Here is a 23,114-nt window from a genome sequence, read left to right on the forward strand (position 1 = left end):
GTCTCGGTCGTCGCCGGCGGCCGCTCTGCCCGAGGTCTCAGGCATGCGGGCGTGGCCGCTGGTCTCATTTACACAGGCTCGCAAGCTTCGCCTGGAGTCACTTACACACGTTCGCAAGTTCGCCCCGACTCAACATCACATGCGCACAGGTCAAGGCGGGCTTCGCCTAGTTGACTGTCCACACGGGACCGCGAGGGGTGTCCTTGACGGTGATGCCGGCTCCGCTGAGCTCATCGCGAATGCGGTCGGCAGCCGCGTAGTCCTTGCGGGCCCTGGCCTCGGCGCGCTGTTCGAGCGCGAGCTTCACCAGCGCGTCGACGGCACCGGTCAGCTTCGCGTCCCCCGGGTCGTCCCAGTGCGGGTCGAGCGGGTCAAGGCCGAGCTGGTCGAGCATAGCTCGGACGGCGGCGGCGTGGCGGGCCGCGGCGGCGTCGTCACCCGCGTCAAGTGCGGCGTTGCCCTCCCGCGCGGAGTCGTGGATCACGGCGACGGCGGCGGGCGTGTTGAGATCGTCGTCCATCGCGGCGGTGAACTCGGGCGCGAGGGAGCCGCCGATGGTGGCCTCGGCGCCGAGCGCGTCGGCGGCGCGGTGCACGAAGTTCGAGAGGCGCTCCCAGGCCGAGCGGGCCTCGCCGAGGGCGTCCTCGGAGAAGTCGACGGCGGACCGGTAGTGGACGCCGGTGAGGTAGTACCGGATGGCCGCGGTGCCGAAGCCCTTCTCACCGAGGGCCCCGATGGAGAGCGTGTTGCCGAGGGACTTGGACATCTTGGTGCCGGCGAGGTTGAGCATGCCGTTGTGCACCCAGTACTTGGCGAACGGCAGCCCGGCGGCGCTCGACTGGGCGAGCTCGTTCTCGTGATGGGGGAACATGATGTCGGTGCCGCCGCCGTGGATGTCGAAGGCGTCGCCGAGGTAGCGGCGGGCCATCGCGGAGCACTCGATGTGCCAGCCGGGGCGGCCGGGGCCCCACGGGGAGGTCCAGGCGGCGTCGGCGGGCTCGCCGGGCTTGTGGGCCTTCCAGAGGCCGAAGTCGCGGGAGTCGCGCTTGGCGCCGGGCTCGGCGCTGGAGAGCATGTCCTCGGGGCGGCGGTGGGAGAGCTCGCCGTAGTCCGGCCAGGAGGAGACGTCGAACCAGACGTCGCCGGCGCCGGTGACGTAGGCGTGGCCGCGCTCGATGAGCTCCGAGATGAGGTCGGTCATCTGGGTGATGTGGCCGGTCGCGCGGGGCTCGTACGTGGGCGGCTCGGCCCCGAGGGCCGCGTAGGCGTCGGCGAGCACGCATTCGTTGGCGTAGGCGATGGACCACCAGGGGCGGCCCTGCTCCTCGCCGCGCACGAGGATCTTGTCGTCGATGTCGGTGATGTTGCGCACGTAGGTGACGTTGTAGCCGCTGCGGCGCAGCCAGCGGATGAGCACGTCGTAGGAGACGCCCGAGCGGAGGTGGCCGATGTGGGGCGGTCCTTGCACGGTGAGGCCGCACAGGTACACGCCGACTTCGCCGGGCTTCCGGGGCTGGAAGTCGAGGACGGATCGGGTGCCGGTGTCGTACAGTCGCAGGCTCACCCGACAAGTCTAAACAACCAGGCCACGCCTGAGCCCCGCCCCGCCCGCGTGTCCGCGCGCCCTGTCGGCATCGGCGACCGGGCCGGGCCTGGCGGGAGGGCCGTACGCGCAGGCGGGTAGTACCCCGGTACCGCGCCGCGCCTGCCGCTCCTCCTGCGGCATGAGGCGAAGATCGGTCCGCGAGCCGGTGCGGGAGTGACCCGCGTCCTCATAGACTGACGGCGTCGCAGGGACCCGTCCCGCCGACGATGCCCTACCCCTCAGTCCGATTGGAGCCTGATGATCACTGCGAAGGGCTTGTACAAGCGATACCGGAAGACCGTCGCGGTCAACCAGTTGTCGTTCGACGTCCGGCCCGGCGTCGTCACCGGATTCCTGGGGCCCAACGGCTCCGGGAAGTCCACCACCATGCGGCTGATGCTCGGCCTCGACCACGGCGAGGGCCAGACCCTCTTCGATGGCGAGTCGTTCACCGACATCCGCCGCCCCATGAACAAGGTCGGCACCCTCCTCGAGGCGAAGCCGTTCCACCCGACCCGCTCGGCCCGCAATCACCTGCGGATGCTCGCCAGCGCCAACGGCGTGGGCGACAAGCGGGTCGACGAGGTCATGGACCTCGTGGGCCTCGGCAGTGTGAAGCGCAAGAAGCCGAAGGGGTACTCCCTGGGCATGGCGCAGCGGCTCGGCCTCGCGCAGGCGCTCTTGGGCGATCCGGGCATCCTGCTGCTGGACGAGCCGACGAACGGCTTGGACCCGCACGGCATCCATTGGATGCGGGACATGCTGAAGCACCTCGCGGCCGAGGGCCGCACGATCTTCGTCTCGAGCCACCTGCTGTCGGAGATGCAGCTGATGGCGGACGAGCTCGTGGTGATCGGGCGCGGCACGATGATCTTCAACGGCGATGTGGACCAGTTCGTGCGTGACTTCACGCAGTCGACGGTGATCGTGCGCAGTCCTTCGGCTGACGGTTTCGTGTCGGCGCTGGAGGGCGCGGGTGCGGAGGTCGCGAAGGGCAAGGAGGGCGAGCTGGTGGTCTCCGGCATGGAGATCGGCGCGGTCGGGCACTTGGCGTTCACCGAGAACGTGGAGCTGTCGGAGCTGTCCACGCGCAGCGCCTCGCTCGAGGAGGCGTTCATGTCCGCAACGGGGTCCTCTGAGGAGTTCGTGGCGGCCGAGCCGCTCGCCGGTTCTGCGAAGACCCCCGCCCAGGCCCCTGCTACCAAGACCGGTGGTGCCGATAATGCTTGACGCCCTTCGTTTCGAGTGGACGCGGTTGACGACGCTGCGTTCGACCTACTGGCTCATCGGGATCGGTCTGCTCTGCTCGCTGGCGATTCCGGTGATCGCCGGGATCGTGGTGAGCGATGACCCGCTGATTCCGGAGACCGTGGCGGCGGGCCTGAACGGCGGTGCGGCGTTCGGGATTCCGTTCCTGGCGGTGTTCATGGCGATCATCGGGATCTTCGCGACCGGGCACGAGTACCGGCACGGGACGATCCAGCCGACGCTGACGGCGCTGCCGCAGCGGTCGCGGCTGATCGCGTCGAAGATCCTGGTGGTCTCGGTCGTGACGGTCGCGGTGACGGTGTTCTCGATGGCGCTCAACGCGCTGGCGATGCTGATCTTCTGGGGCGAGGTGCCGGGGCTGTTCGAGGACCCGCTGCGGTCGGCGCTGCTGGGGTACGTGCTGTACACGCTGATCTACACGCTGGCGGGTCTGGGCCTGGGGCTGCTGTTCCGGGGTGTGCCGTCGGCGCTGGTCGTGATCTTCCTGGCGCCGCTGATCATCGAGAACCTGATCTTCGGGCTGTCGTTCCTGCCGATGGCGGACTGGCTGGTGCCGGTGGTGAAGTTCCTGCCGTTCACGTCGGGTGCGCGGTTGATGTCGCTGAACCTGGCGGAGTTGTCGGGTGAGGGGATGCCGGACTTCGACTTCTTCGGTCGCTGGGGTTCGGGTGGCGTGTTCGCGGTCTTCGCGGCGCTGATCATCGCGGCGGCGTGGATCCTGTTCAAGAAGCGCGACGCGTAGAGGCCTGTAAGGAGAACGGGCGGCCCGGGTGGAAACCCGGGCCGCCCGTTCCGTTGTCGCTAGGCGTTCGCTTCGAGTTCGCGGCGTACGAGGTCGGCGGTCTCGATGGAGTTGAGGGCCGCGCCCTTCATGAGGTTGTCGGCGACGACGAAGAACTCGAGTGAGTTCGGGAAGTCGATCGACTGGCGTACGCGCCCGACCTGGGTGCCGCCCTTGCCGACCGAGTCGATCGGCATGGGGAACACCATGTTCTCGGGGTCGTCGACGAGGTCGACGCCGTCGGCGGCGGCGAGGACGCGGTGGGCGTCGGCGACGGTCACTTCGCGTTCGAAGGTGGCGTGCACGACTTGCGAGTGGCCCACGGCCACGGGTACGCGGACGCAGGTCGAGGCGACCTTGAGGTCGGGGAGGCCGAGGATCTTGCGGGACTCGTTGCGGACCTTCAGCTCCTCCGAGGTCCAGCCGTCCGCTTTCCAGCCGCCGACCTTCGGCACGACGTTGAGCGCCAGCGGCGCTCCGAAGGGCGCGTTGAAGTCCTCGCCGAGGACGGCGCGCACGTCGCCGAGTTCGGTGCCGACCTTGTCTACGCCTGCGAGCTTCTGGAACTGGGCGTAGAGGGCTTCGAGGCCTTCTTTGCCCGAGCCGGACGCGGCCTGGTAGGAGGCGACGCTCATGGACACGAGCCCGAATTCGGCGTTCAGCGCCGCCAGGGACGGGATGAGCGCGAGGGTGGTGCAGTTGGCGTTCGCGATGATGCCCTTGGGGCGGACGGCGGCGGCTTCCGGGTTGGCTTCGCGGCACACCAGCGGCACGTCGGGGTCCATCCGGTAGTGCGCGGACTTGTCGATGACGACGACGCCCTTGGCGGCGGCGACCGGCACCCATTCGGCGCTCACGTCGTCGGGCAGGTCGAAGTGCGCGATGTCGATGCCGTCGAAGGCCTCGGGGCTGATCGCCTGGACTTCGATGTTCTCGTCGCCCACCGGCAGGACCTTGCCGGCCGAGCGCGCGGACGCGATGAGGCGCACCTCGCCCCAGTTGACGCGCTCCTCGGCGAGGAGCCGCCGCATGATCGATCCGACGACGCCGGTGGCGCCGACGATGGCCACGTTCAGTTTGCGCGCCATGCCTATCGCCCCGATCCGGCGTAGACGACGGCCTCTTCGTTGCCGCCGAGTTCGAATTTGTCGTGCACCGCGCGCACCGCCGCGTCGAGGTCGGTGTCGCGGCAGACCACGGAGATGCGGATCTCCGAGGTCGAGATGATCTCGATGTTGACGCCCGCGTCGGCCAGCGCCTGGCAGAAGTTCGCGGTCACGCCCGGGTGCGAGCGCATGCCGGCGCCGATGAGCGAGATCTTGCCGATGTTCTCGTCGTAGATGAGCTTCGCGAACCCGATCGCGGCCTGGTGCTTCTTCAGCGCCTCGGTCCCCTTGGGGCCGGCCTCTTTGGGGAGGGTGAAGGAGATGTCGGTGTGGCCGTTCCCGGCGGTCGACACGTTCTGCACGATCATGTCGATGTCGATCTCGGCGTCGGCGATCACCTGGAAGATCGAGGCGGCGGCGCCGGGCTTGTCCGGGACGCTGGTGACGGTGATCTTGGCCTCGGAGCGGTCGTGCGCGACGCCGCTGATGAGTGCTTGCTCCACGGGCAGCTCCTCCATGTAACCCGACACCATCGTGCCGGTCTTGGTCGAGTACGACGAACGGACGTGCAGCGGCATCCCGTACCGCCGGGCGTATTCCACGCTGCGCAGGTGCAGGATCTTGGCGCCTGAGGCGGCCATCTCCAGCATCTCCTCGAAGGTGATCGTGTCGAGTTTCTTCGCGTTCGGCACGATCCGCGGGTCGGCGGTGAAGACGCCGTCGACGTCGGAGTAGATCTCGCAGACGTCCGCTTCCAGTGCTGCGGCGAGTGCGACGGCGGTCGTGTCCGAGCCGCCGCGGCCGAGCGTGGTGATGTCCTTGGTGTCCTGGCTGACGCCTTGGAACCCGGCGACGATCGTGATGAACCCCTCGTCGAGCGAGGAGCGGATGCGTCCGGGGGTGACGTCGATGATGCGGGCGACGCCGTGCGCGGCGGTCGTGATCATCCCGGCCTGCGATCCGGTGAAGGACCGGGCCTGGAAGCCGAGGTTGTTGATGGCCATCGCCAGGAGCGCCATGGAGATGCGCTCGCCGGCGGTCAGCAGCATGTCGAGTTCCCGGGGCTCGGGTACCGGCGAGACCTGGGCCGCGAGGTCCAGCAGCTCGTCGGTGGTGTCACCCATGGCGGAGACGACGACGACCACGTCGTCGCCGCGCTTTCGCGTCGCGACCACTCGTTCGGCGACGCGCTTGACGCGTTCGGCATTCTCAACCGATGAACCGCCGTACTTCTGCACGACTAGCGCCACGGATTTCACCTCACTCGCTCGTGTCTCAGGTCACTCGAAACCGCCCTCGCGGGGGCGGCCACCTCACCTTAGCTGCGCTTACCGGTGTGTCGCCAGGTCGTTCTGGGTGGTGAGACAGAGAATCGGGCGGTGGCATGGACTAGGACCGGCAAGACAGTGGCGGTGCTCACGCTCGTGGTGCTGCTCGCGGGCTGCGGTACGGCGACCGCCGTCGACACGCCCGAGGACGCGGCGCCGCGCGCCAGCGCCCGCGCGACCCTCATCGGCCGTGTGAGCAAGGCCCTCGACGAGACGTACACCGCGGAGTACGAGTGGTCAGAGGGCGGCACGGTCACGGTGTGGGCCGCCGCTGACGGCACCTGGCGCGTGGACGTGCCCAGTTGGGCGCTCGGAGGCACGGTCGACGTCAGCGTCGCGTGGACGACCGGCGGGTTCTTCCAGTGCGCGGCGGGCCGCTGCGTGCGGCTGGCGGGGATCACCGGTGAGATCCCGAAGGACTACGACCCGAAGGTGCAGCTCCCGTTCGTCGAATGGCTCCCGCAGCTGCTCGACCGGCACCTGCCGTTCGCGATCGCGCAGGACGGCGACTGCTTCACCCTCACTCCGAACACCGTGGTGGTCGACCCGCCGATCCCGCCCGGTGAGTGGTGCGTGGACGAGCACGGGACGGTCCTGTCGGTCGAGAGCAGTGCGTTCGGGACGTTGGAGCTCGCGGGCGCGCCGACCGAGGCGGTCGCCACGGTCGAGCTTCCCGGGGACCTCAGCGACGCGGAGCCTTTGGGCCGCAAGGCGCCCGTGGAGCCGAGCCCGAGCGTGGACCCGTCGGCGACGCCCGCGCCGGGCGCGACCGGGACGCCCTCGCCGGCGACCTCGCCGTCCCCGACGCCGTCGCCCGAAGAGTGAAACGACAGTAAGGAAGGCGACACGAGCAGGCGGCCCGCGTCCTGTTCGTGGCACCATGAACGATGGCGAGCGACGACGCCGCTACAAGGACGGCACCGCTGCGATGCCGCCACCGGACAGCAGACGCGCCCCGCCGGGTCCCCGGCGCCGGCCGCGCCGTGCGAGACCCAGATCCGAAGGAACGCGCATGACCGCACCGATTGACCGCCACGCCCAGACCGCGGTACCGATCCACCCGCTGCTCGCCGCCCGCCACTCCACGCGCGCCTTCACGCCCGGCGTCGACCTCACCGAGGCGCAGGTCGCGGCCCTTCTCGAAGCGGCCCGCTGGGCCCCGAGCGCTGGGAACACGCAGCCGTGGCGGTTCCTCCTCGCCCGGCGCGACACCGGCGAGTTCAAGCGCGTAGTCGAGACCCTCAACCGCGGCAACCGCGACTGGGCCGGTCAGTCCTCCGCGCTGCTCGTCGCCGTCCGGACCGACGCCAACGACCGCGGCCCGCTCTCGCACGCCGCCTACGACCTCGGCCAGTCGATCGCGCACCTGACGTTCCAGGCCGCCGCCGAAGGGCTCACCGTCCGCCAGATGGCCGGCTTCGACGCCGCGGCGCTGGCCGCCGAGTTCGACCTGGCCGAGTCGCTGGTGCCGACCGTTGTCGTCGCGATCGGCCTGCCGGGCGACCCGGCCGGCCTCGACGACGCGGTGGCGGGCCCGGACCGGGCCCCGCGCGCCCGGCTCGCTGTCGACGACCTGCTCATCCACCCGTAAGGCGGCGGTGGGCCGGCGCCGTGTCAAAGCGGTGCCGTCCCATCATTCGGGCGTCGAAGTCGACCTGAGTCACACCTGCGGTGTAAGCTCTCGGGGTCATGCGGTTCACGATGCTCCTTAGCTGCCGCGGCGGGGCCAACTAGGTCGGCTCCTCGTCGCGGGTTTTCGCATGCCGGCTGGATCAGTCAGAAGCGACTCAGACCACCAGCGACCTCCACAGGAGCATCCGTGACTTCCACGTCTTCCAGCAGCGCCGTTTCCACGAGCGCCGTTTCCTTCGCAGACCGCGCCAAGCGCTACCAGCCGTACCACTCCCAGTTCAAGGTGGCGCTGCCCGACCGCACCTGGCCGGACAAGATCATCGAGACCGCGCCGATCTGGTGCGCGGTGGACCTGCGCGACGGCAACCAGGCGCTGATCGACCCCATGACCCCCGACCGCAAGAAGAAGATGTTCCAGCTGCTGGTCGGCATGGGCTACAAGGAGATCGAGGTCGGCTTCCCCTCCGCCTCGCAGACCGACTTCGACTTCGTGCGGCAGCTGATCGAGCAGGACCTCATCCCTGACGACGTCACCATCCAGGTCCTGACCCAGTGCCGCGAGCACCTGATCGAGCGGACCTTCGAGAGCATCCGCGGCGCCAAGCAGGCCATCGTCCACTTCTACAACTCGACGTCGACGCTGCAGCGCCGTGTCGTGTTCGGCCTGGACAAGGACGGCATCACCGACATCGCGACGCAGGGCGCGCGGCTGTGCCTGAAGTACGCCGAGATGCACACCCCCGACACGGCCGTCCGCTACGAGTACTCGCCCGAGTCGTACACGGGCACCGAGCTGGACTACGCGGTCGAGGTGTGCGCCAAGGTCGCCGAGGTCATCCAGCCCACCCCCGAGTGGCCGCTGATCGTGAACCTGCCCGCCACCGTCGAGATGGCCACCCCGAACGTGTACGCCGACTCGATCGAGTGGATGCACCGCAACCTGCCGAACCGCGAATCCCTGATCCTCTCGGTGCACCCCCACAACGACCGGGGCACCGGCGTGGCCGCCGCGGAGCTGGCCGTGCAGGCCGGCGCCGACCGCGTCGAGGGCTGCCTGTTCGGCAACGGCGAGCGCACCGGCAACGTCTGCCTGGTCACGCTGGGCCTGAACCTGTTCAGCCAGGGTGTGGACCCGGCCATCGACTTCTCCAACATCGACGAGATCAAGCGCGCCGTCGAGTACTGCAACCAGCTGCCGGTGCCCGAGCGGCACCCGTACGCCGGGGACCTGGTGTACACGGCGTTCTCCGGTTCGCACCAGGACGCCATCAAGAAGGGCTTCGCGCACCTGGAGGCCGACGCCGAGGCGGCGGGCATCCCGGTCGACGAGTTCACTTGGGGCGTACCGTACCTGCCGATCGACCCGAAGGACGTCGGCCGCACCTACGAGGCCGTCATCCGCGTCAACTCGCAGTCCGGCAAGGGCGGGGTCGCGTACGTCATGCAGAGCGAGTACGGCTTCGACCTGCCGCGGCGCATGCAGATCGAGTTCAGCGGCGCGATCCAGCGGCACACCGACGCCTCCGGCAAGGAGGTCTCGACGCAGCAGATCCACGACATCTTCCGCCGCGAGTACCACCCGGAGTACCAGCCCACGCCGCGCCTGGTCGTCGAGGACCACACCACCGTCTACACCGGAGAGACGCTGACCCTGGACGCGCACATCGTGCTGAACGGGGTGGAGCAGAAGGTCTCCGGCACCGGCAACGGCCCGCTCTCGGCGTTCACCGACGCGCTGTCCTCGGTCGGCGTCGACGTCGAGGTCCTGGACTACGCCGAGCACGCCCTGTCCGCCGGCCAGCACGCCCAGGCCGCCTCCTATGTGGAGTGCGCCATCGACGGCCGCACCGTATGGGGCGCAGGCGTCCACCCGAACATCGTGCTGGCCACGATGCGAGCGGTCGCGAGCGCGTACAACCGGGCGTAACCGGATTTCGAAGCACGACATCGGGGCGGACTGCGAAAGCGGTCCGCCCCGCGGCGTTGCCGCGGTCCGAGCCCTGCGCCGGCGCCGTCGCAGGCGTTCCCCGCGGGTCAGAGATCGAGGGTCAGACGAATCGTCACCGTCTCGCCTTCGTCGACTCCCTCCGCCTTCCTGACCACCGCCTTCAAGGGGACGATATACGCACCGTCCTTGGGCCACAAGGAGGTCGTCCAAGAGGTCGCGCCGATGCCGGCGGTCACGGGCACCATGCCCCAGCCGTAGCTGACGACTTCGGACGCCGACGCCAGCTCTCGGCAGCCCGCTTCGGGGACGGTCACGAAGTACCAGGGTGCGGGCCCGCGCCAGTACCAGACCTCGCCGCTGAACTCCAGTTCCATGACCTGAGCATAGGCGCCGTGATCCGCAGGACGGGATTCGTCGGCGCCGCCCTCCGGCACCGCAATGGTATGACCTATTCTCGCCGAACACGCATCCAGCTGGAGGTAGTTCATGTCCGTCGCTTTCGTCTCCGGTGCTTCGCGCGGCCTGGGCGCCGTCATCGCGCGGCGGCTCGCCGCCGACGGGTTCGCCGTCGCGGTCAACTACGCGAAGGGCCGCGAAGGCGCCGAGAAGGTCGTCGCCGACATCCGCGGGGCGGGCGGGACCGCTGCGGCGTTCGGCGGCGACGTGACCGATGAGGCCGCGGTGGAGGACATGACGGCGCGCGTCCGCGCCGAACTCGGGCCCGTCACGGTGCTCGTGGCCAACGCGACCGGCCCGCAGCCGGAAGTGCCGCTCGACCGGCTCGAGTGGCAGGACCACCTGGACCAGTTGGCGTTCTTCGTCAAGAGCCCCACGCTCCTGCTCCGCGCGGTCCTGGCGGACATGCGCGCGGCCGGCGGCGGGCGCGTGGTCCAGATCGGGTCGGACATGTTCGAGCGCGCGCTGCCCGGCTTCTCCGCGTACAACGCCGCGAAGGGCGCGCAGTGGGGGCTCACCCGCACGTGGGCGCGGGAACTGGGGGCCGACGGCATCACCGTCAACCTGGTCGCACCGGGCTGGGTGCCGGTCGAGCGGCACGGCGAACTCACGGACGCCGACCTCGCCGGGTACGTGGCCGAGGTGCCCATGGGCCGCATCGGCAAGCCCGACGACATCGCCGCCGCGGTCTCGTACCTGGCGTCAGAAGCCGCGAGCTTCGTGACCGGGCAGCGGATCACGGTCAACGGCGGCCACAACATGGACTAGCGGTCCCCTAGGGCGCGACCGCGATCTGGGCGACGACCGCGAGGTGGTCCGTGCCTTCGATCTCCGTGAACTCCACCGAGTCGGCTTGCAGGCCGCTGGTGGTGAAGACGTGGTCGATCTGGGTGCGCAGCAGGCCGGGCGCGCTCGCGGGCCACGTGCCGTGCAGGCCGTCGCCGGTCGATGCGGCGGCGTCGGTGCAGCCGTCCATGGCGGTTCTCAGCGCACTGTGGTCGAGCGTCGCGTTGAAGTCCCCGGCGATGATCGCCGTGTCGCGATCGCAGAACCCTTGGAGCCCTTGCAGGTCACCGCGCCAGCTGTCCGCGGCGAACGGCAGCGGCGGGTAGGCGTGGAAGGCCAGGAAGCGCAGCGAGCCGAGCTCGCCGCCGGAGAGCTCCCAGATCGGGAACGAGCCCGCGGTCGACGCCTCGGCCGAGACCGCGCCCAGGTCGGTCCGGTACAGCACCGACACCGCGTCCACCGCCTCATCCGAGAGCTGCAGGCTGACGCCGGTGTAGCCGTCCCCCACAGCCGCCTCCAGTAGGAGCCGGAAGTCCTCGCCCGCTTCGGGAAGCGCCACCAGGTCCGCACTGCTGTTCACGATCACCGCGGCGACCTCTTCGACAGATGCACTGCCGCCCTTGACATTGATCGTCGCCACGGTGAACGTCCCGGTCGCGCCCTCCAGGCCCGGATCGGGGACCGCCCGATGGGCCATGGAGCCGGCCGCGAGGACGCAGGCCAGGAGACCTGAGGCCGCAGCCCAGCGCACGGCCGGGCGGCGGACGAACATCAGGCCCACCCCCGCGATCGCCAGCACGACGACGAGAACGGGCCTGAACGCGATGGCCTGGGCGAACGGCGTCCAATGGTCCAAGCGAACCGCATCGGACAGGACCGCCAGTCCGGCGGCGACGAACCCCGCCACCGCGGCCCAGGCATAGGTGCGGCGCCGCGGAGTCCCGGAAACGCGCTGCTCACTGTCGGTTCGCTGCACAGCCATGGCCTTTCCGCAAGGGGCTCGGACAGGCCGGAGTCTACGAGGCCGAGCGGTGGGCGCCAAGCATTTCAGGGACTTGAGCGCGCCGACCACGGCGGCGGTCCGACAACGCGTCCGGCGCCCTCACACCCTGCGCATCGCGAGGATCTTCGCCGGCAGCCAGGGGTAGCTCCCGCACGTCCGCCGGGAGTACAGCACCGCGCGGAAGTACCAGAGCACGAGCATCGGCGCCACCGGCGGCACCACGAGCAGCATCAGCCACGGCCCCCCGCCCCCGAACGCCAGCATCGCGACGAACGCCAGGATCAGCGGCGACGCGACCGTGCTCAGCACGCAGACGGCGCGCCCGGGCCGGTGCAGCCCGAGCCAGACACGAACGCACGCAACGAATCCGAACACCAGGGTCGCGGCGAGGACCGCCATGACGGCACCGCAGACGATCATCACGGTGTCCGAGTCGCCGAGCCCCTTGCCGACCATCACTCCCCCGAACAGCAGGCTCAGGAGTGACAAGAGCGCCGACCCGTACACCGGCACCGCGATCAGGTAGCACACGATCTGCTTGGGGCCCTGGAGGTCTCGCACCCTGACCCGGTGCGGGCACGCGCCCGGGGCGACGGCCGGGTGGGAAGCGCCCCTGAACGAGGCGACGCTGCGCCCCTGAGCCCAGCCCGGATCCTCACCCGCGCCCGGCGCGAACGGCGCCGGCTCAACGGTGATGAGCGGCCCGGGCAGTGCCGCTTCAGCAGGTTCGCGATCCATTCAGGCGCTTTCGAGAACGAAGGAGGAGGCCCCTCGCGACCGGGGGTCTCAACATCCTAACGAACAGCGACACCCCGCACGGGCCCGCGACGCAGCGCACCATCGGTCGATCAGGCCTTGAGCATCCTCTGGACCACGGGCGGCGGCTCACGCAGGGACGCGCACTCGGAGCGGGGCGGGAGATGCTTCATCGCGTATGCCGCGCTGGAAGCCCAATAGATCGTCAGCACGATGACGGCGAGCGACAGGTGCATGCTGAGACCGGCCCACAGTCCTGCGAGGAGTGTCATGGCGTAACCGGTGAAAGCGCCGACGTACATGCCCGGCGAAACTCGGTGGTAGCGCTTCGAGTGGGTCCAGATCTCGCTGAGGGAGAACAGGTTTCCCACCGGCAGCAGTATTCCGAGTGCGATGAGGACGAACTCGTCCCCCTCGAAGGAGAAGGGCGGGGAGACCGGCACCGACCACAGGAGGAGCACGGCGGCGATATATCCGATGAGCAGAAAGGTGTTCGCGACGGAGAGGACCCGGTATCGGACACGGAGATCGCCGAAGGCGATCTGATGCGGGCAGTCGGCAATGCGGAACCGCGCCGTCTCGTCCTTCAGCAGGGCGCGGATCGCGGGCGGCAGACCGGGGTGGGTCCGGCAGGTGCCCCTGGCATACAACGAGTTCCGGAATGCGATGAGCTGCCACAGAACCAAGGCGTACGGCACCGCAGCGACGGCGAGGAGCAGATGCTTCGAGTCGACGATCGTCAGGAACAGCGCCAAGCCCAGGAGATGCACCAGGAATCCGGACACGGCGAGCCCGATCACCAAGTCCTTCGGGCGGTGCAGCCGTCTCCACGCTGACGCCAGCGCCACAGCGCTGACCGCTTGCAGCACAGCACCGCAGGCCAACGCCAGCCCGCCGATGGCAGGCAGCTGGGCGCCCTTCTCGATCCCCGCGGTCATGCCTGCGAGCCCTGCGAACAGGCCGATCACGACGACCGCCCAGCTCGTCCAGATGGCCAGGACGGCGAGCGCGCGTCTCGTGCGGCCCTTCGTGTTCAGATCGGCGAACCGCACCCAGTGCGGGCACTTGCGGCGCTCGGTCCGGGTCATGACCGGCTCGGCCCATCCCGGAGTGCCGGCGCTCGGGACCGGCGCGGCCTCGACGGAGATCTGCGGGTCGGCTCGCGGGGGTTCGACCGGGCCATCGGGAAGCGGGGGTTCGGGCGGGCCGCCGGGAAGGAGGGCTTCCGCGGGGCCGTCGGAACGCGGGGGTTCAAGGGTCTCGTATGACATTGTGGGGCTTTCGATCGGGCAAAGGGCGAGGTCCCGGCCGTGTTCGGCGGGGACCTCGCGAATTGTAGGGTGTTCGGCTCGGTCAGCGGTAGGCGGAGCTCTGGAGCGAGTACAGCTCCGCGTAGGCGCCGCCGCGGGCCATGAGTTCGTCGTGGGTGCCCGATTCGGCGACGCGGCCCTGCTCCAGGACGATGATGAGGTCGGCCATCGACACCGTGGAGAAGCGGTGGGAGACGAGGACGGTGACCGTGCCGCGCTGGCGGCCCGCGTGGACCTCTTCGGCGAAGCGCTCGAAGAGGGCGTGCTCGGTCTGGGGGTCGAGGGCGGCGGTCGGCTCGTCGAAGAGGACGAGGAGCGGGTCTCTTCGCATGCGGCCGCGGCCGATCGCGAGTTTCTGCCACTGGCCGCCGGAGAGGTCGGTGCCGTCGTCCCAGCGGGTGCCGAGGCGGGTGTCGAGTCCGGCGGGGAGGTCGTCGATGACGTCGTCGGCTCCGGCGCGGACCATTGCGGCGCGCACGGTCTCGTCGTCGAAGCCGCCTCTGAGGTCGCCGATGCCGATCGTCTCGCGGGCGGTGAACTCGAAGCGGGTGAAGTCCTGGAAGGTCGCGCCGATGCGCTCGCGCCAGGCGTCCACTTCGAAATCGGTCAGGGCGTTGTCGTCGACGCGGATGCGACCTGCGGTCGGCTGGTAGAAACCGGACAGGAGTTTGACGAGGGTGGTCTTGCCCGCGCCGTTCTCGCCGACGAGCGCGACGACCTTCCCGGCGGGGAGGTGCAGGTCCACGTCGTCGAGGGACTGGCGTTCGGATTCGGGGTAGGAGAAGGAGACGCCTTCGAGGGTGATGCCGTTCGTGAGGCGTTCGGGGACGTCGAAGGGCACCGCCGGGCCGCTGGACTGCGCGGCGTAGTCGCGCAGCCGGCCGATGCGCTCGCCCATCTTGGCGAGGCGGGCCATGAACATGCCTTGGAAGGCGACGTTCGCGGCGGCCCCGGCGACCATGCCGATGAGGCCGACGAGGAGGACGACGTCGCCGGCGGTGGCCTGGCCGCGGATCGCGAGGTAGAGGACGATGCCGATCCCGGCGGCCATGCCGAGCGCGGAGAGCAGGCCTTCGCCGGTGGCGAGCCGGGCGGCCCGCCACTGGCCGCGGTTGCGTTCGGCGACGACGGCGGCTCCAGACTCGTGGTGGCGCTCGGCGACCGCCGCCGCGGAGCCGAAGATGCGCAGTTCCTTGCCGGATTCGCCGAGCGTGGCGACCTCGAAGAGGTGGCGGCGCTTGCGTTCGGGTTCGCTGGTGGCCGCGTAGACCTCGTCCTCGATCATGCCGGCCCGGTGGGCGATCGCCATGGCCACCAATGCGAGCAGCGGGAACACGAGCAGCAGCGGGTGGACCTGGAAGAGGAGCGCGCCGCCGACGATGATGGTGACGATGGCGCGCAGCCACTGGGCGAGCTGGTTGACGCCGCCGGCGAGGAGCCAGCGGTTCTCGCGGATGTACTGGACCTCGTCGAGGTAGTCGGGCCGCTCGTGGTGGTCGAGTCCCGGCGGTGTGCCCATGAGCACCATGAGTTCGCGGTCCGAGGCGCGGGCGGTGTGGTCGAGGACGAGGAACACGAACTTGACGTAGACGAAGACGACGGTCCAGATCAAGGCGACGCCGATGCCGAGTCCGGCCGCGGCGAGGAGGGCCTCCCGGTCGTTCCCGGCCTGGACGGCGTCGATGACGACCTTCGTCGAGTAGACGAGCAGGGGCATGAGGATCGCCTGGACGATGCCCAGGACGATCAGGGCGGTGATGGCCTTCGGGTGCGAGCGGTAGCCGACGGCGAGGCCGTCTTTCAAGCCGCGCAGGCGTTTCGCGATGGTGTCGATCATGGGGGCTCCTAGGCGAGGGGTGACCGGGCGAGGCGGTTGGCTTGGAGGGTGAAGGCTTCGGCATAGCGTCCGCCGAGGCGCATCAGCTCGTCGTGACCGCCGTCTTCGACGACTTTGCCGCCGTCGAGGACGACGATGCGGTCGGCGCGGCGCACCGTGGAGAAGCGGTGCGAGATGACGATCGTGGTCAGGCCCGCGGTGATGTCGAGGAACTGCTCGTAGAGCTCGGCTTCGGCACGCACGTCCAGCGCGGCGGCGGGCTCGTCGAGGATGAGGATCTTCGCCCCGGCCTGGACGGCGAACAGGGCGCGGGCCAGGGCGATCCGCTGCCATTGGCCGCCGGAGAGGTCGGTGCCGCCCTGGTACTCGCTCGACAGGACGGTGTCGAGTCCATTGGGGAGCGAGTCGATGAGGGCGCGGATGCCCATGGGCTCGCAGGCCTTCCAGATCCGCTCGATGTCCCCGGCCAGGTGCGGGGCGCCGAGGGTGATGTTGTCGCGCACCGTGAGCTGGTAGCGGGTGAAGTCCTGGAACAGGGCCGAGAGGCGGGTGCGCCAGACCGCCGGGTCGACTCCGGCGAGGTCGACACCGTCCACAGTGATCTTCCCGCCGGTGGGCTCGTAGAGTCCGGCGAGGAGCTTCACGAGGCTGGTCTTGCCGGCGCCGTTGTGGCCCACCACGGCCAGGGAGGTCCCGGCCTTGATCTCCAGGTCGAGCCCGCCGATCACGGGCCGTTCGGAGCCCGGGTAGGCGAAGTCGACGCGCTCGAACCGCACGGCCTGCTCGGGGGCGGCGGCGGGGAGCTCGGCGGTGACGGGGCGCTCGTCGGCGACCAGCTCCGATTCGAGGGCGAGGGCCTTCGGCACGGGCAGCGAACCGAGCGCGAGGAACGCAGCCACGTCGTCGAAGGCGGTGAAGTTGAACATCGTGGTCAGCGCGACCAGATACACCGAGAGCGCGGCGAAGCCGACGGCACCGTCGAGGCCGGACTGGACGAGCAGCAGCGCGGTGGCGGCGGTGAGCACGAGCAGGGCGCCGATGACGCCGACGGCGGTGCGGGCGCGCAGGCGCAGGAACCGGCCCGAGTACGCCATCCGATCGGCCCATTGGCGGTCGTACCGCTCGAGGAGCCAGCCCATGAGGCCCCAGACGCGGATCTCCTTGGCGGGCTCGGAGGTCACGGCGAGGTCGCGCATGTACTCGCTCTCGCGCATCTCGGTGGAGCGCAGGTAGGCGGTCTTGCCGACCCGCGTGTACTCGTGCTGCATGGCGATGAAGATCGCGGGCCAGGCCACGAGCCAGGCGAGGCCGACCCAGACGTTGAAGAAGCACAGCACGATCGAGGCCCCGGCGGCGGCGAGGAACTCGGGGGCGATCGCCGCGAGCCCGCGGACCGCGCGCTCGGGCCGGACGTGGTCGCTGCCGAGCTGGCGGGCGATGCGCAGGAGCGCGAGCACGTCGTCGTCCTCGAGGTGCGCGACCCCGGTGGGCCGGGCGACGGCGGCGACGAGGCGGTCCTGGAGGAGCAGCTCGAGTTCGCGGCCGAGGTTGTAGGCGTTGGCGCGGTGGACGTTGTCGGCGAGGCGCCCGAGCAGGAGCGCGGTGACGCCCGCCGCGAGGAGCAGGTAGGCGTGGCGGGCTGCGGGCGAGCCGGGCCCGGCGTCGGCGGCGTCGGGCACGGCGCCGATGAGGAGGCCGGTCGCGACGGTCATGGCGAGCGGGAGCGCCGCCACCAGGACCGTGGTGACCGCGAAGACGGCGGTCCGGGGCCGGCTGATCTGCGGCAGGAGCCTGACGACCGTGAGCACGGCCCGGCCGGCCTCGAAGCGCACCGGTTTGGCATTCGGGGGTGTCATACAAATCCGATCATGACGTCATGATGACTGTTCCACGACACCATAGCGGAGCCTGGAAGCGCTCGCAAGCCCCGATCCCCATGCCCCGGCAGGGCCTAGCGATCCGGCCCGTCACTGCCGCGACCCGGCTCTCCTTCGACCGTCCGGCACCGCGGGTAGTGTTGTGCCTCGTGTCAGCGCCCAATCTCGTCAACCTCGAAACCGTGTCCAAGGCCTACCCCGACCAGGTGGTCCTCGACGCGGTCTCCCTCGGCATCGCCGCAGGCCAGCGCGTCGGCGTCGTCGGCCGCAACGGCGACGGGAAGTCGACGCTGCTGCGCCTCATCGCCCGCACCGACGATCCCGATTCGGGGCGCGTCGTGCACACCGGCGGCACCCGCATCGCCGTGCTCGGCCAGACCGACGGGCTCCGCGACGACGCCACCGTGCGCGCGCAGCTCTTCGGCGACGCCGACGCCCACGAGTGGGCCCGCGACCCTCGCGTCCGCGAGATCCTCACCGGCCTGTTCGGCGGCCTCGACGCGCCCGTGCTCCCCGAAGGGCTGGACTCGCGGATCGGGGTGCTCTCCGGTGGCGAGCGCCGCCGCGTCGACCTCGCCCGGGTCCTGTCGGAGGACGCGGACCTGCTGCTGCTCGACGAGCCCACGAACCACCTCGACATCGAGGGGATCGCCTGGCTCGCTTCGTATCTGAACGCCATGCGGGCGGCGATCACCGTCGTCACGCACGACCGGTGGTTCCTCGACGAGATCTGCGACCGCATCTGGGATGTGCAGCGCGGCAACGTGTTCGAGTACGACGGCGGCTACACGGCGTACGTCCTGGCCCGCGCCGAGCGCGAGCGCCAGGCGAGCGTGGCCGAGGAGAAGCGCCAGAACCTCATGCGCAAAGAGCTCGCGTGGCTGCGCCGGGGCGCCAAGGCGCGCACCGGGAAGGCGAAGTACCGCGTCGACGCGGCGAACGAGCTGATCGCGAACGAGCCGCCGCCGCGCGACACCGCCGAGCTGGTGAGCTTCGCGACCGGGCGCCTGGGCAAGACGGTGTTCGAGGCGGAGAACGTCACGGTGAAGGCCGGCGACCAGACGCTGCTGGAGCACTTGGACTGGATCCTCGGGCCGGGCAAGCGGGTCGGGCTCCTCGGCGTGAACGGCGCGGGCAAGACCTCGCTGCTGCGCACGCTCGCGAACGCGCTCGACGACGAGCAGCCGGCGGCGGGCCGCGTCAAGGTCGGCCGCACCGTGAAGCTGGCGTGGCTCACGCAGCACATGGAGGACCTGGACGGCTCCTGGCGCGTGCTCGAGGCGATCGAGAACGTGGCGAAGCGGGTCCAGTTGGGCAAGAAGGAGATGTCGGCCGGGCAGCTCGCGGAGCGCCTGGGGTTCCTCGGTGGGAAGCAGCGCACGTTCGTGCGCGACCTCTCGGGCGGGCAGCGGCGGCGCCTGCAGCTGGCGCGGCTGCTCATGGCCGAGCCGAACGTGCTGTTCCTCGACGAGCCGACGAACGACCTGGACATCGAGACGCTCACCCAGCTGGAGGACCTGCTGGACGACTGGGCGGGGACGATGGTCGTGGTCAGCCACGACCGGTACTTCACCGAGCGGGTCGCGGACGAGACCTGGGCGCTGCTGGGCGACCGCAAGCTGCGGCACCTGCCGCGCGGGATCGAGGAGTACCTGGAGCGCCGCGCGGACAAGTCCGCTGCGCCGCAGGCGAAGAGCAAGGGCCCCGGCAACGCGCCGCAGTCCTCGGCCGCTGACGAGCGGGCGACGCAGAAGGAGCTGTCGAAGCTCGAGCGGCGCCTGGCGAAGGTCGAGGAGAAGATCGCGGCGCTCTACGCGGACATGGCCGAGCACGCGACGGACCCGGCGAAGCTCGGGGAGCTGCAGGATCAGGTGACCGCTTTGGAGACCGAGCGGGAAGCGATCGAGGAGCGCTGGATGGAGCTCGCGGACTGAGTCCATAGGCGCCGTTGCACATGCGGTCCATGGTCGCGGCGCCTGAGCCGAGCAGCGCTGCAGCGGCTGGAACTGCGCTCGGATCGTCGTCGTTTTGTGTTGCGCCGCTTGGGTTCGTGTGCGGTGCTGCCGTAGTCGCCAGCGGCTTCGGTGCGTCGCGACTCGGTGACGGAGCCGAATATTCTATCGGGTCCGAACGCTCCCATACCGGTTGGTAACCGACTCTTCATTCAGTGATTTATGGGCCTCATCCAGGGTCTTCACAATTCATTGTGATTTCCCTAACCTCAGGTTGAAAGCCCGAAAGGGACCGGTTCCACCGAACCGCGCCCTGTGCGGCGGTGCGCCCCATTGATCCCTTGCGCATCGGCCGTCTGAACCGAGAGGGAGTTCCACCCCCATGACTGTCTCGCAACTTTCCCTTCGCCGCATTGCGGCCGCGTCCCTCGTGGGCGTGGCGGCACTCGGCACGGTCGCCTTCAGCGGCCTTGCCGCGCAAGCTGAACCGGTAGCCCAGATCGTCGGCGCCGACGCCCCCACCGCCATCGACGGCGAGTACCTCGTGGTCATGGAAGGCGCCTCCGCCTACCGCGAGGCCGACGAGATCGCCGCTGAGGCGGGCGCTTCGGTCATCGACGACTTCGCCGAGGTCGAGACCGTCCTCGTCGACGCCTCCGAATCCGAAGCGCTCGAACTGGCCGCCGCCGACGGCGTGGCCTTCGTCGAGCAGAACGCGGTCGTCTCCATCGACGCCGTGCAGTCGCCCGCCACCTGGGGCATCGACCGCATCGACCAGGTGAACCTGCCGCTGAGCAACAGCTACGAGTACCTGGGCACCGGCTCGGGCGTGCACGCGTACATCGTGGACACCGGCATCAACGCCTCGCACACCGAGTTCACCGGGCGCGTGGGCAACGGCTACGACTTCATCCAGAACGACGCCACCCCGCAGGACGGCAACGGGCACGGCACCCACGTCGCGGGTACGGTGGGCGGCACGACCTACGGCGTCGCGAAGAACGTGACTCTGCACGGCGTGCGCGTCCTCGACAACGCCGGCTCCGGCACCACCGCCGGTGTCGTCAACGGCATCAACTGGGTCGCCACGAACGCGATCAAACCCGCTGTGGCGAACATGAGCCTCGGCGGCGGGTATTCGGCCTCCCTCAACAACGCCGTCACCGCGGCCGTGAACTCCGGCGTGACCTTCGCGGTCGCGGCCGGCAACGAGGACCAGGACGCCTGCAACGTCTCCCCGGCCTCCGCTCCGGCGGCTATCACCGTGGCCGCCAGCGACAACGCGGACGTCCGCGCCTACTTCTCCAACTTCGGGTCCTGTGTCGACGTCTTCGCGCCGGGCGTGAACATCACCTCCGCGTGGCACACCTCCAACAGCGCCACGAACACCATCTCCGGCACCTCGATGGCCTCCCCGCACGTCGCCGGGGCCGTCGCGGTCTACCTGGGGCTCAACCCCTCCGCCAGCACCAGCGCCGTCGCCTCCTGGGTGACGGGCAACGCCAGCGAGAACAAGATCTCGGACGTCCAGGGCAGCCCGAACCTGCTGCTGTACACCGGGACCGGCGGCGGCACCGATCCCGACCCGAGCGACTGCAAGGCCACCAAGTCGACGGCCACGCCGATCGCCGACCGCGCCACCGTCAACTCGACCCAGGCGCTCACCTGCGACGGCAACGCCCGCAGCAACAGCACCGTGGCCGTGAACATCACCCACACCTGGCGCGGGGACCTCGCGATCTACCTGATCGCCCCCGACGGCACGAGCTACACGCTCAAGACCTCCTCGAGCGGGGACTCGGCCGACAACGTCATCGCCACCTACCCGGTGAACCTCTCCAGCGAGGCCTCCACGGGCACTTGGACACTGCGCATCGTGGACGCCTACGCCGGGGACACCGGGACGCTCAACTCCTGGACCCTCGAGCTGTGACTCCCCCGCACAACTGAATAGCGGGTGACCGCGGGCGGGCCCTCCCCGTCGCGTCGCGTCCCGGCAGTGCGACCTGGAGCCGTCGCCCGCCGGGAGGCCGCGCCAGGGCCCGCACCGCGGCCCCGCACCCATCGAGCTCCGATCCTCAACGGCGCCAGCCGAGCTACACCCGCCACCCTCATCCCGTCCCGGCCCTGGACCGGCCCGGACCACCCGAAGGGACCCAATGTCCATGTCACGCAAGCACAGATCCGTCGCAGCGGCCGCCATCGGCGTCGCCGCCTTCACCGCACTCTCCTTCACGGCCACCGCCGCCGAAGCCCGGCCCGCGCAGGGCCAGATCGTCGGCGAGGACGCCGCGGGCGCCATCGCGGGCGAGTACCTCGTCGTCCTGGAGGACGGCACCTCCGTCTCGACCGCCGTCAAGAGCATCGAGGGCGAAGAGGTCGTCGAGACCTTCAGCGAGGTCGACGCGTTCCTCATGGAGGCCAGTGAATCCGAGGCGAAGGAGCTCGCCGCCGAGGACGGCGTGGCCTTCGTCGAGCAGAACGCGGTCGTCTCGATCAGCGCGACCCAGACGAACGCGACCTGGGGCCTCGACCGGATCGACCAGCGCAACCGGCCGCTGAACGGCACCTACAACTACAACTACACCGGCCGGGGCGTCCACGCCTACATTGTGGACACCGGCATCAACGCGACGCACACCGAGTTCGCCGGGAGCATCGGCAACGGCTACGACTTCGTCTCCAACGACTCGACCCCGCAGGACGGCAACGGGCACGGCACCCACGTCGCCGGCACCATCGGCGGCACGATCTACGGCGTGGCCAAGGACGTCACGCTCCACGGCGTGCGCGTGCTCAACAACTCCGGCTCCGGCACCACCGCCGGCGTCGTCAACGGCATCAACTGGGTCGCGGCCAACGCGATCAAGCCGGCCGTGGCGAACATGAGCCTCGGCGGCGGGTACTCGGCGGCGCTGAACAACGCCGTCACCGCCGCGGTGAACTCGGGCGTGACCTTCGTGGTCGCGGCGGGCAACGAGAACCAGAACGCCTGCAACGTCTCGCCGGCCTCGGCCCCGGCGGCGATCACCGTCGGCGCGACCACCTCCACGGACGCGCGGGCCAGCTACTCCAACTACGGCTCCTGCCTCGACGTGTTCGCGCCGGGCTCGAGCATCACGTCGGCGTGGCGCACCAGCAACTCGTCCACCAACACCATCTCGGGCACCTCGATGGCCTCCCCGCACGTCGCGGGTGCGGTCGCGCTGTATCTGCAGGCCAACCCGGGCGCGTCGACCTCAGCGGTGAGTTCGTGGATCACCTCGAACGCCACCACCGGCGTCGTGACCGGCGCGGGCTCCGGCAGCCCGAACCGCCTCCTGTACACCCTGTAACCCGCTGAAAGACCCGCGAGGCCTTGCGCTCTGTGAGCGCAAGGCCTCGCTCTGTTTATCCCTTTTAGACCAAAGGCGGGATTTGCTCATTCACTGATCTGTTGATGTGATTCGGGGGGTTTACACAGTTTGTTCTAGAGATTACGCTCACAG

18 protein-coding genes are annotated in these 23,114 nt (G+C 69.7%); 9 read left to right on the forward strand and 9 right to left on the reverse strand.

Going from position 1 to position 23,114, the window contains the following annotated elements; translation table 11 throughout:
* Positions 1–166 precede the first annotated feature (166 nt).
* Entirely contained in the window at positions 167–1,564 is a 1,398-nt protein-coding gene (gene cysS, locus QWI33_RS15290; RefSeq protein ID WP_289958009.1) for a cysteine--tRNA ligase, read from the reverse strand.
* 279 nt (positions 1,565–1,843) lie between these two features.
* Here cysS and QWI33_RS15295 point away from each other — a divergent pair, with 279 nt between their 5' ends.
* A complete protein-coding gene (locus QWI33_RS15295; protein ID WP_289958010.1) occupies positions 1,844–2,815 on the forward strand; it encodes an ATP-binding cassette domain-containing protein in 972 nt (323 codons plus the stop codon).
* A 25-nt stretch (positions 2,816–2,840) separates the two neighbouring features.
* A complete protein-coding gene (locus QWI33_RS15300; protein ID WP_289958011.1) occupies positions 2,841–3,596 on the forward strand; it encodes a DUF2705 family protein in 756 nt (251 codons plus the stop codon).
* 59 nt (positions 3,597–3,655) lie between these two features.
* Here QWI33_RS15300 and QWI33_RS15305 read toward each other — a convergent pair whose 3' ends face one another.
* Positions 3,656–4,723 carry an aspartate-semialdehyde dehydrogenase gene (locus tag QWI33_RS15305; RefSeq protein ID WP_289958012.1) on the reverse strand — a complete coding sequence of 356 codons (1,068 nt, stop codon included), beginning with the start codon at positions 4,721–4,723 and terminating at the stop codon, positions 3,656–3,658.
* Positions 4,724–4,725: 2 nt separating this feature from the next.
* Positions 4,726–5,991: an aspartate kinase gene (locus QWI33_RS15310; RefSeq protein ID WP_289958013.1), complete on the reverse strand. Its 1,266-nt coding sequence runs from the start codon at positions 5,989–5,991 to the stop codon at positions 4,726–4,728.
* A gap of 129 nt (positions 5,992–6,120) precedes the next feature.
* Here QWI33_RS15310 and QWI33_RS15315 point away from each other — a divergent pair, with 129 nt between their 5' ends.
* The 3 genes from QWI33_RS15315 (at position 6,121) to leuA (ending at position 9,628) form a co-directional block, all read left to right on the forward strand.
* On the forward strand, positions 6,121–6,894 hold the full coding sequence (locus tag QWI33_RS15315; RefSeq protein ID WP_289958014.1) for a hypothetical protein: 774 nt from the start codon (positions 6,121–6,123) through the stop codon (positions 6,892–6,894).
* Positions 6,895–7,081: 187 nt separating this feature from the next.
* Complete coding sequence (locus tag QWI33_RS15320; protein ID WP_289958015.1) at positions 7,082–7,660, forward strand: nitroreductase family protein; 579 nt, start codon at positions 7,082–7,084, stop codon at positions 7,658–7,660.
* Between the two features lie 324 nt (positions 7,661–7,984).
* The gene (gene leuA, locus QWI33_RS15325; protein ID WP_435367588.1) at positions 7,985–9,628 is read left to right on the forward strand and encodes a 2-isopropylmalate synthase; all 1,644 of its coding nucleotides are present in this window, start codon (positions 7,985–7,987) and stop codon (positions 9,626–9,628) included.
* Positions 9,629–9,735: 107 nt separating this feature from the next.
* Here leuA and QWI33_RS15330 read toward each other — a convergent pair whose 3' ends face one another.
* Entirely contained in the window at positions 9,736–10,023 is a 288-nt protein-coding gene (locus QWI33_RS15330) for a DUF1905 domain-containing protein (protein WP_353895488.1), read from the reverse strand.
* A gap of 112 nt (positions 10,024–10,135) precedes the next feature.
* Between QWI33_RS15330 and QWI33_RS15335 the strand changes: the two genes are divergently transcribed.
* Positions 10,136–10,873 carry an SDR family oxidoreductase gene (locus tag QWI33_RS15335; RefSeq protein ID WP_289958018.1) on the forward strand — a complete coding sequence of 246 codons (738 nt, stop codon included), beginning with the start codon at positions 10,136–10,138 and terminating at the stop codon, positions 10,871–10,873.
* Between the two features lie 7 nt (positions 10,874–10,880).
* Here QWI33_RS15335 and QWI33_RS15340 read toward each other — a convergent pair whose 3' ends face one another.
* The 5 genes from QWI33_RS15340 to QWI33_RS15360 all read right to left on the reverse strand — a co-directional run bounded on the left by QWI33_RS15340 (position 10,881) and on the right by QWI33_RS15360 (position 17,653).
* Positions 10,881–11,873, reverse strand: a complete 993-nt coding sequence (locus QWI33_RS15340) for an endonuclease/exonuclease/phosphatase family protein (RefSeq protein ID WP_289958019.1) — start codon at positions 11,871–11,873, stop codon at positions 10,881–10,883.
* 120 nt (positions 11,874–11,993) lie between these two features.
* Positions 11,994–12,632 (reverse strand): hypothetical protein, encoded by a 639-nt coding sequence (locus tag QWI33_RS15345; protein ID WP_289958020.1) that lies wholly within the window; start codon positions 12,630–12,632, stop codon positions 11,994–11,996.
* Positions 12,633–12,742: 110 nt separating this feature from the next.
* Positions 12,743–13,921, reverse strand: a complete 1,179-nt coding sequence (locus QWI33_RS15350) for a hypothetical protein (protein WP_289958021.1) — start codon at positions 13,919–13,921, stop codon at positions 12,743–12,745.
* Positions 13,922–14,003: 82 nt separating this feature from the next.
* Positions 14,004–15,797, reverse strand: a complete 1,794-nt coding sequence (locus tag QWI33_RS15355; RefSeq protein WP_289958022.1) for an ABC transporter ATP-binding protein — start codon at positions 15,795–15,797, stop codon at positions 14,004–14,006.
* Between the two features lie 8 nt (positions 15,798–15,805).
* Positions 15,806–17,653, reverse strand: coding sequence for an ABC transporter ATP-binding protein (locus tag QWI33_RS15360; protein ID WP_289958023.1), 1,848 nt, complete (start codon positions 17,651–17,653; stop codon positions 15,806–15,808).
* 170 nt (positions 17,654–17,823) lie between these two features.
* Here QWI33_RS15360 and QWI33_RS15365 point away from each other — a divergent pair, with 170 nt between their 5' ends.
* From QWI33_RS15365 to QWI33_RS15375, 3 genes are all read left to right on the forward strand, one after another.
* The gene (locus tag QWI33_RS15365; RefSeq protein ID WP_289958024.1) at positions 17,824–19,608 is read left to right on the forward strand and encodes an ABC-F family ATP-binding cassette domain-containing protein; all 1,785 of its coding nucleotides are present in this window, start codon (positions 17,824–17,826) and stop codon (positions 19,606–19,608) included.
* A 400-nt stretch (positions 19,609–20,008) separates the two neighbouring features.
* Positions 20,009–21,559: a S8 family serine peptidase gene (locus QWI33_RS15370; RefSeq protein ID WP_289958025.1), complete on the forward strand. Its 1,551-nt coding sequence runs from the start codon at positions 20,009–20,011 to the stop codon at positions 21,557–21,559.
* A gap of 232 nt (positions 21,560–21,791) precedes the next feature.
* Positions 21,792–22,961, forward strand: coding sequence for a S8 family peptidase (locus QWI33_RS15375; protein WP_289958026.1), 1,170 nt, complete (start codon positions 21,792–21,794; stop codon positions 22,959–22,961).
* Positions 22,962–23,114: the final 153 nt, after the last annotated feature.

The sequence above is a fragment of the Glycomyces tritici genome (genome assembly GCF_030403505.1).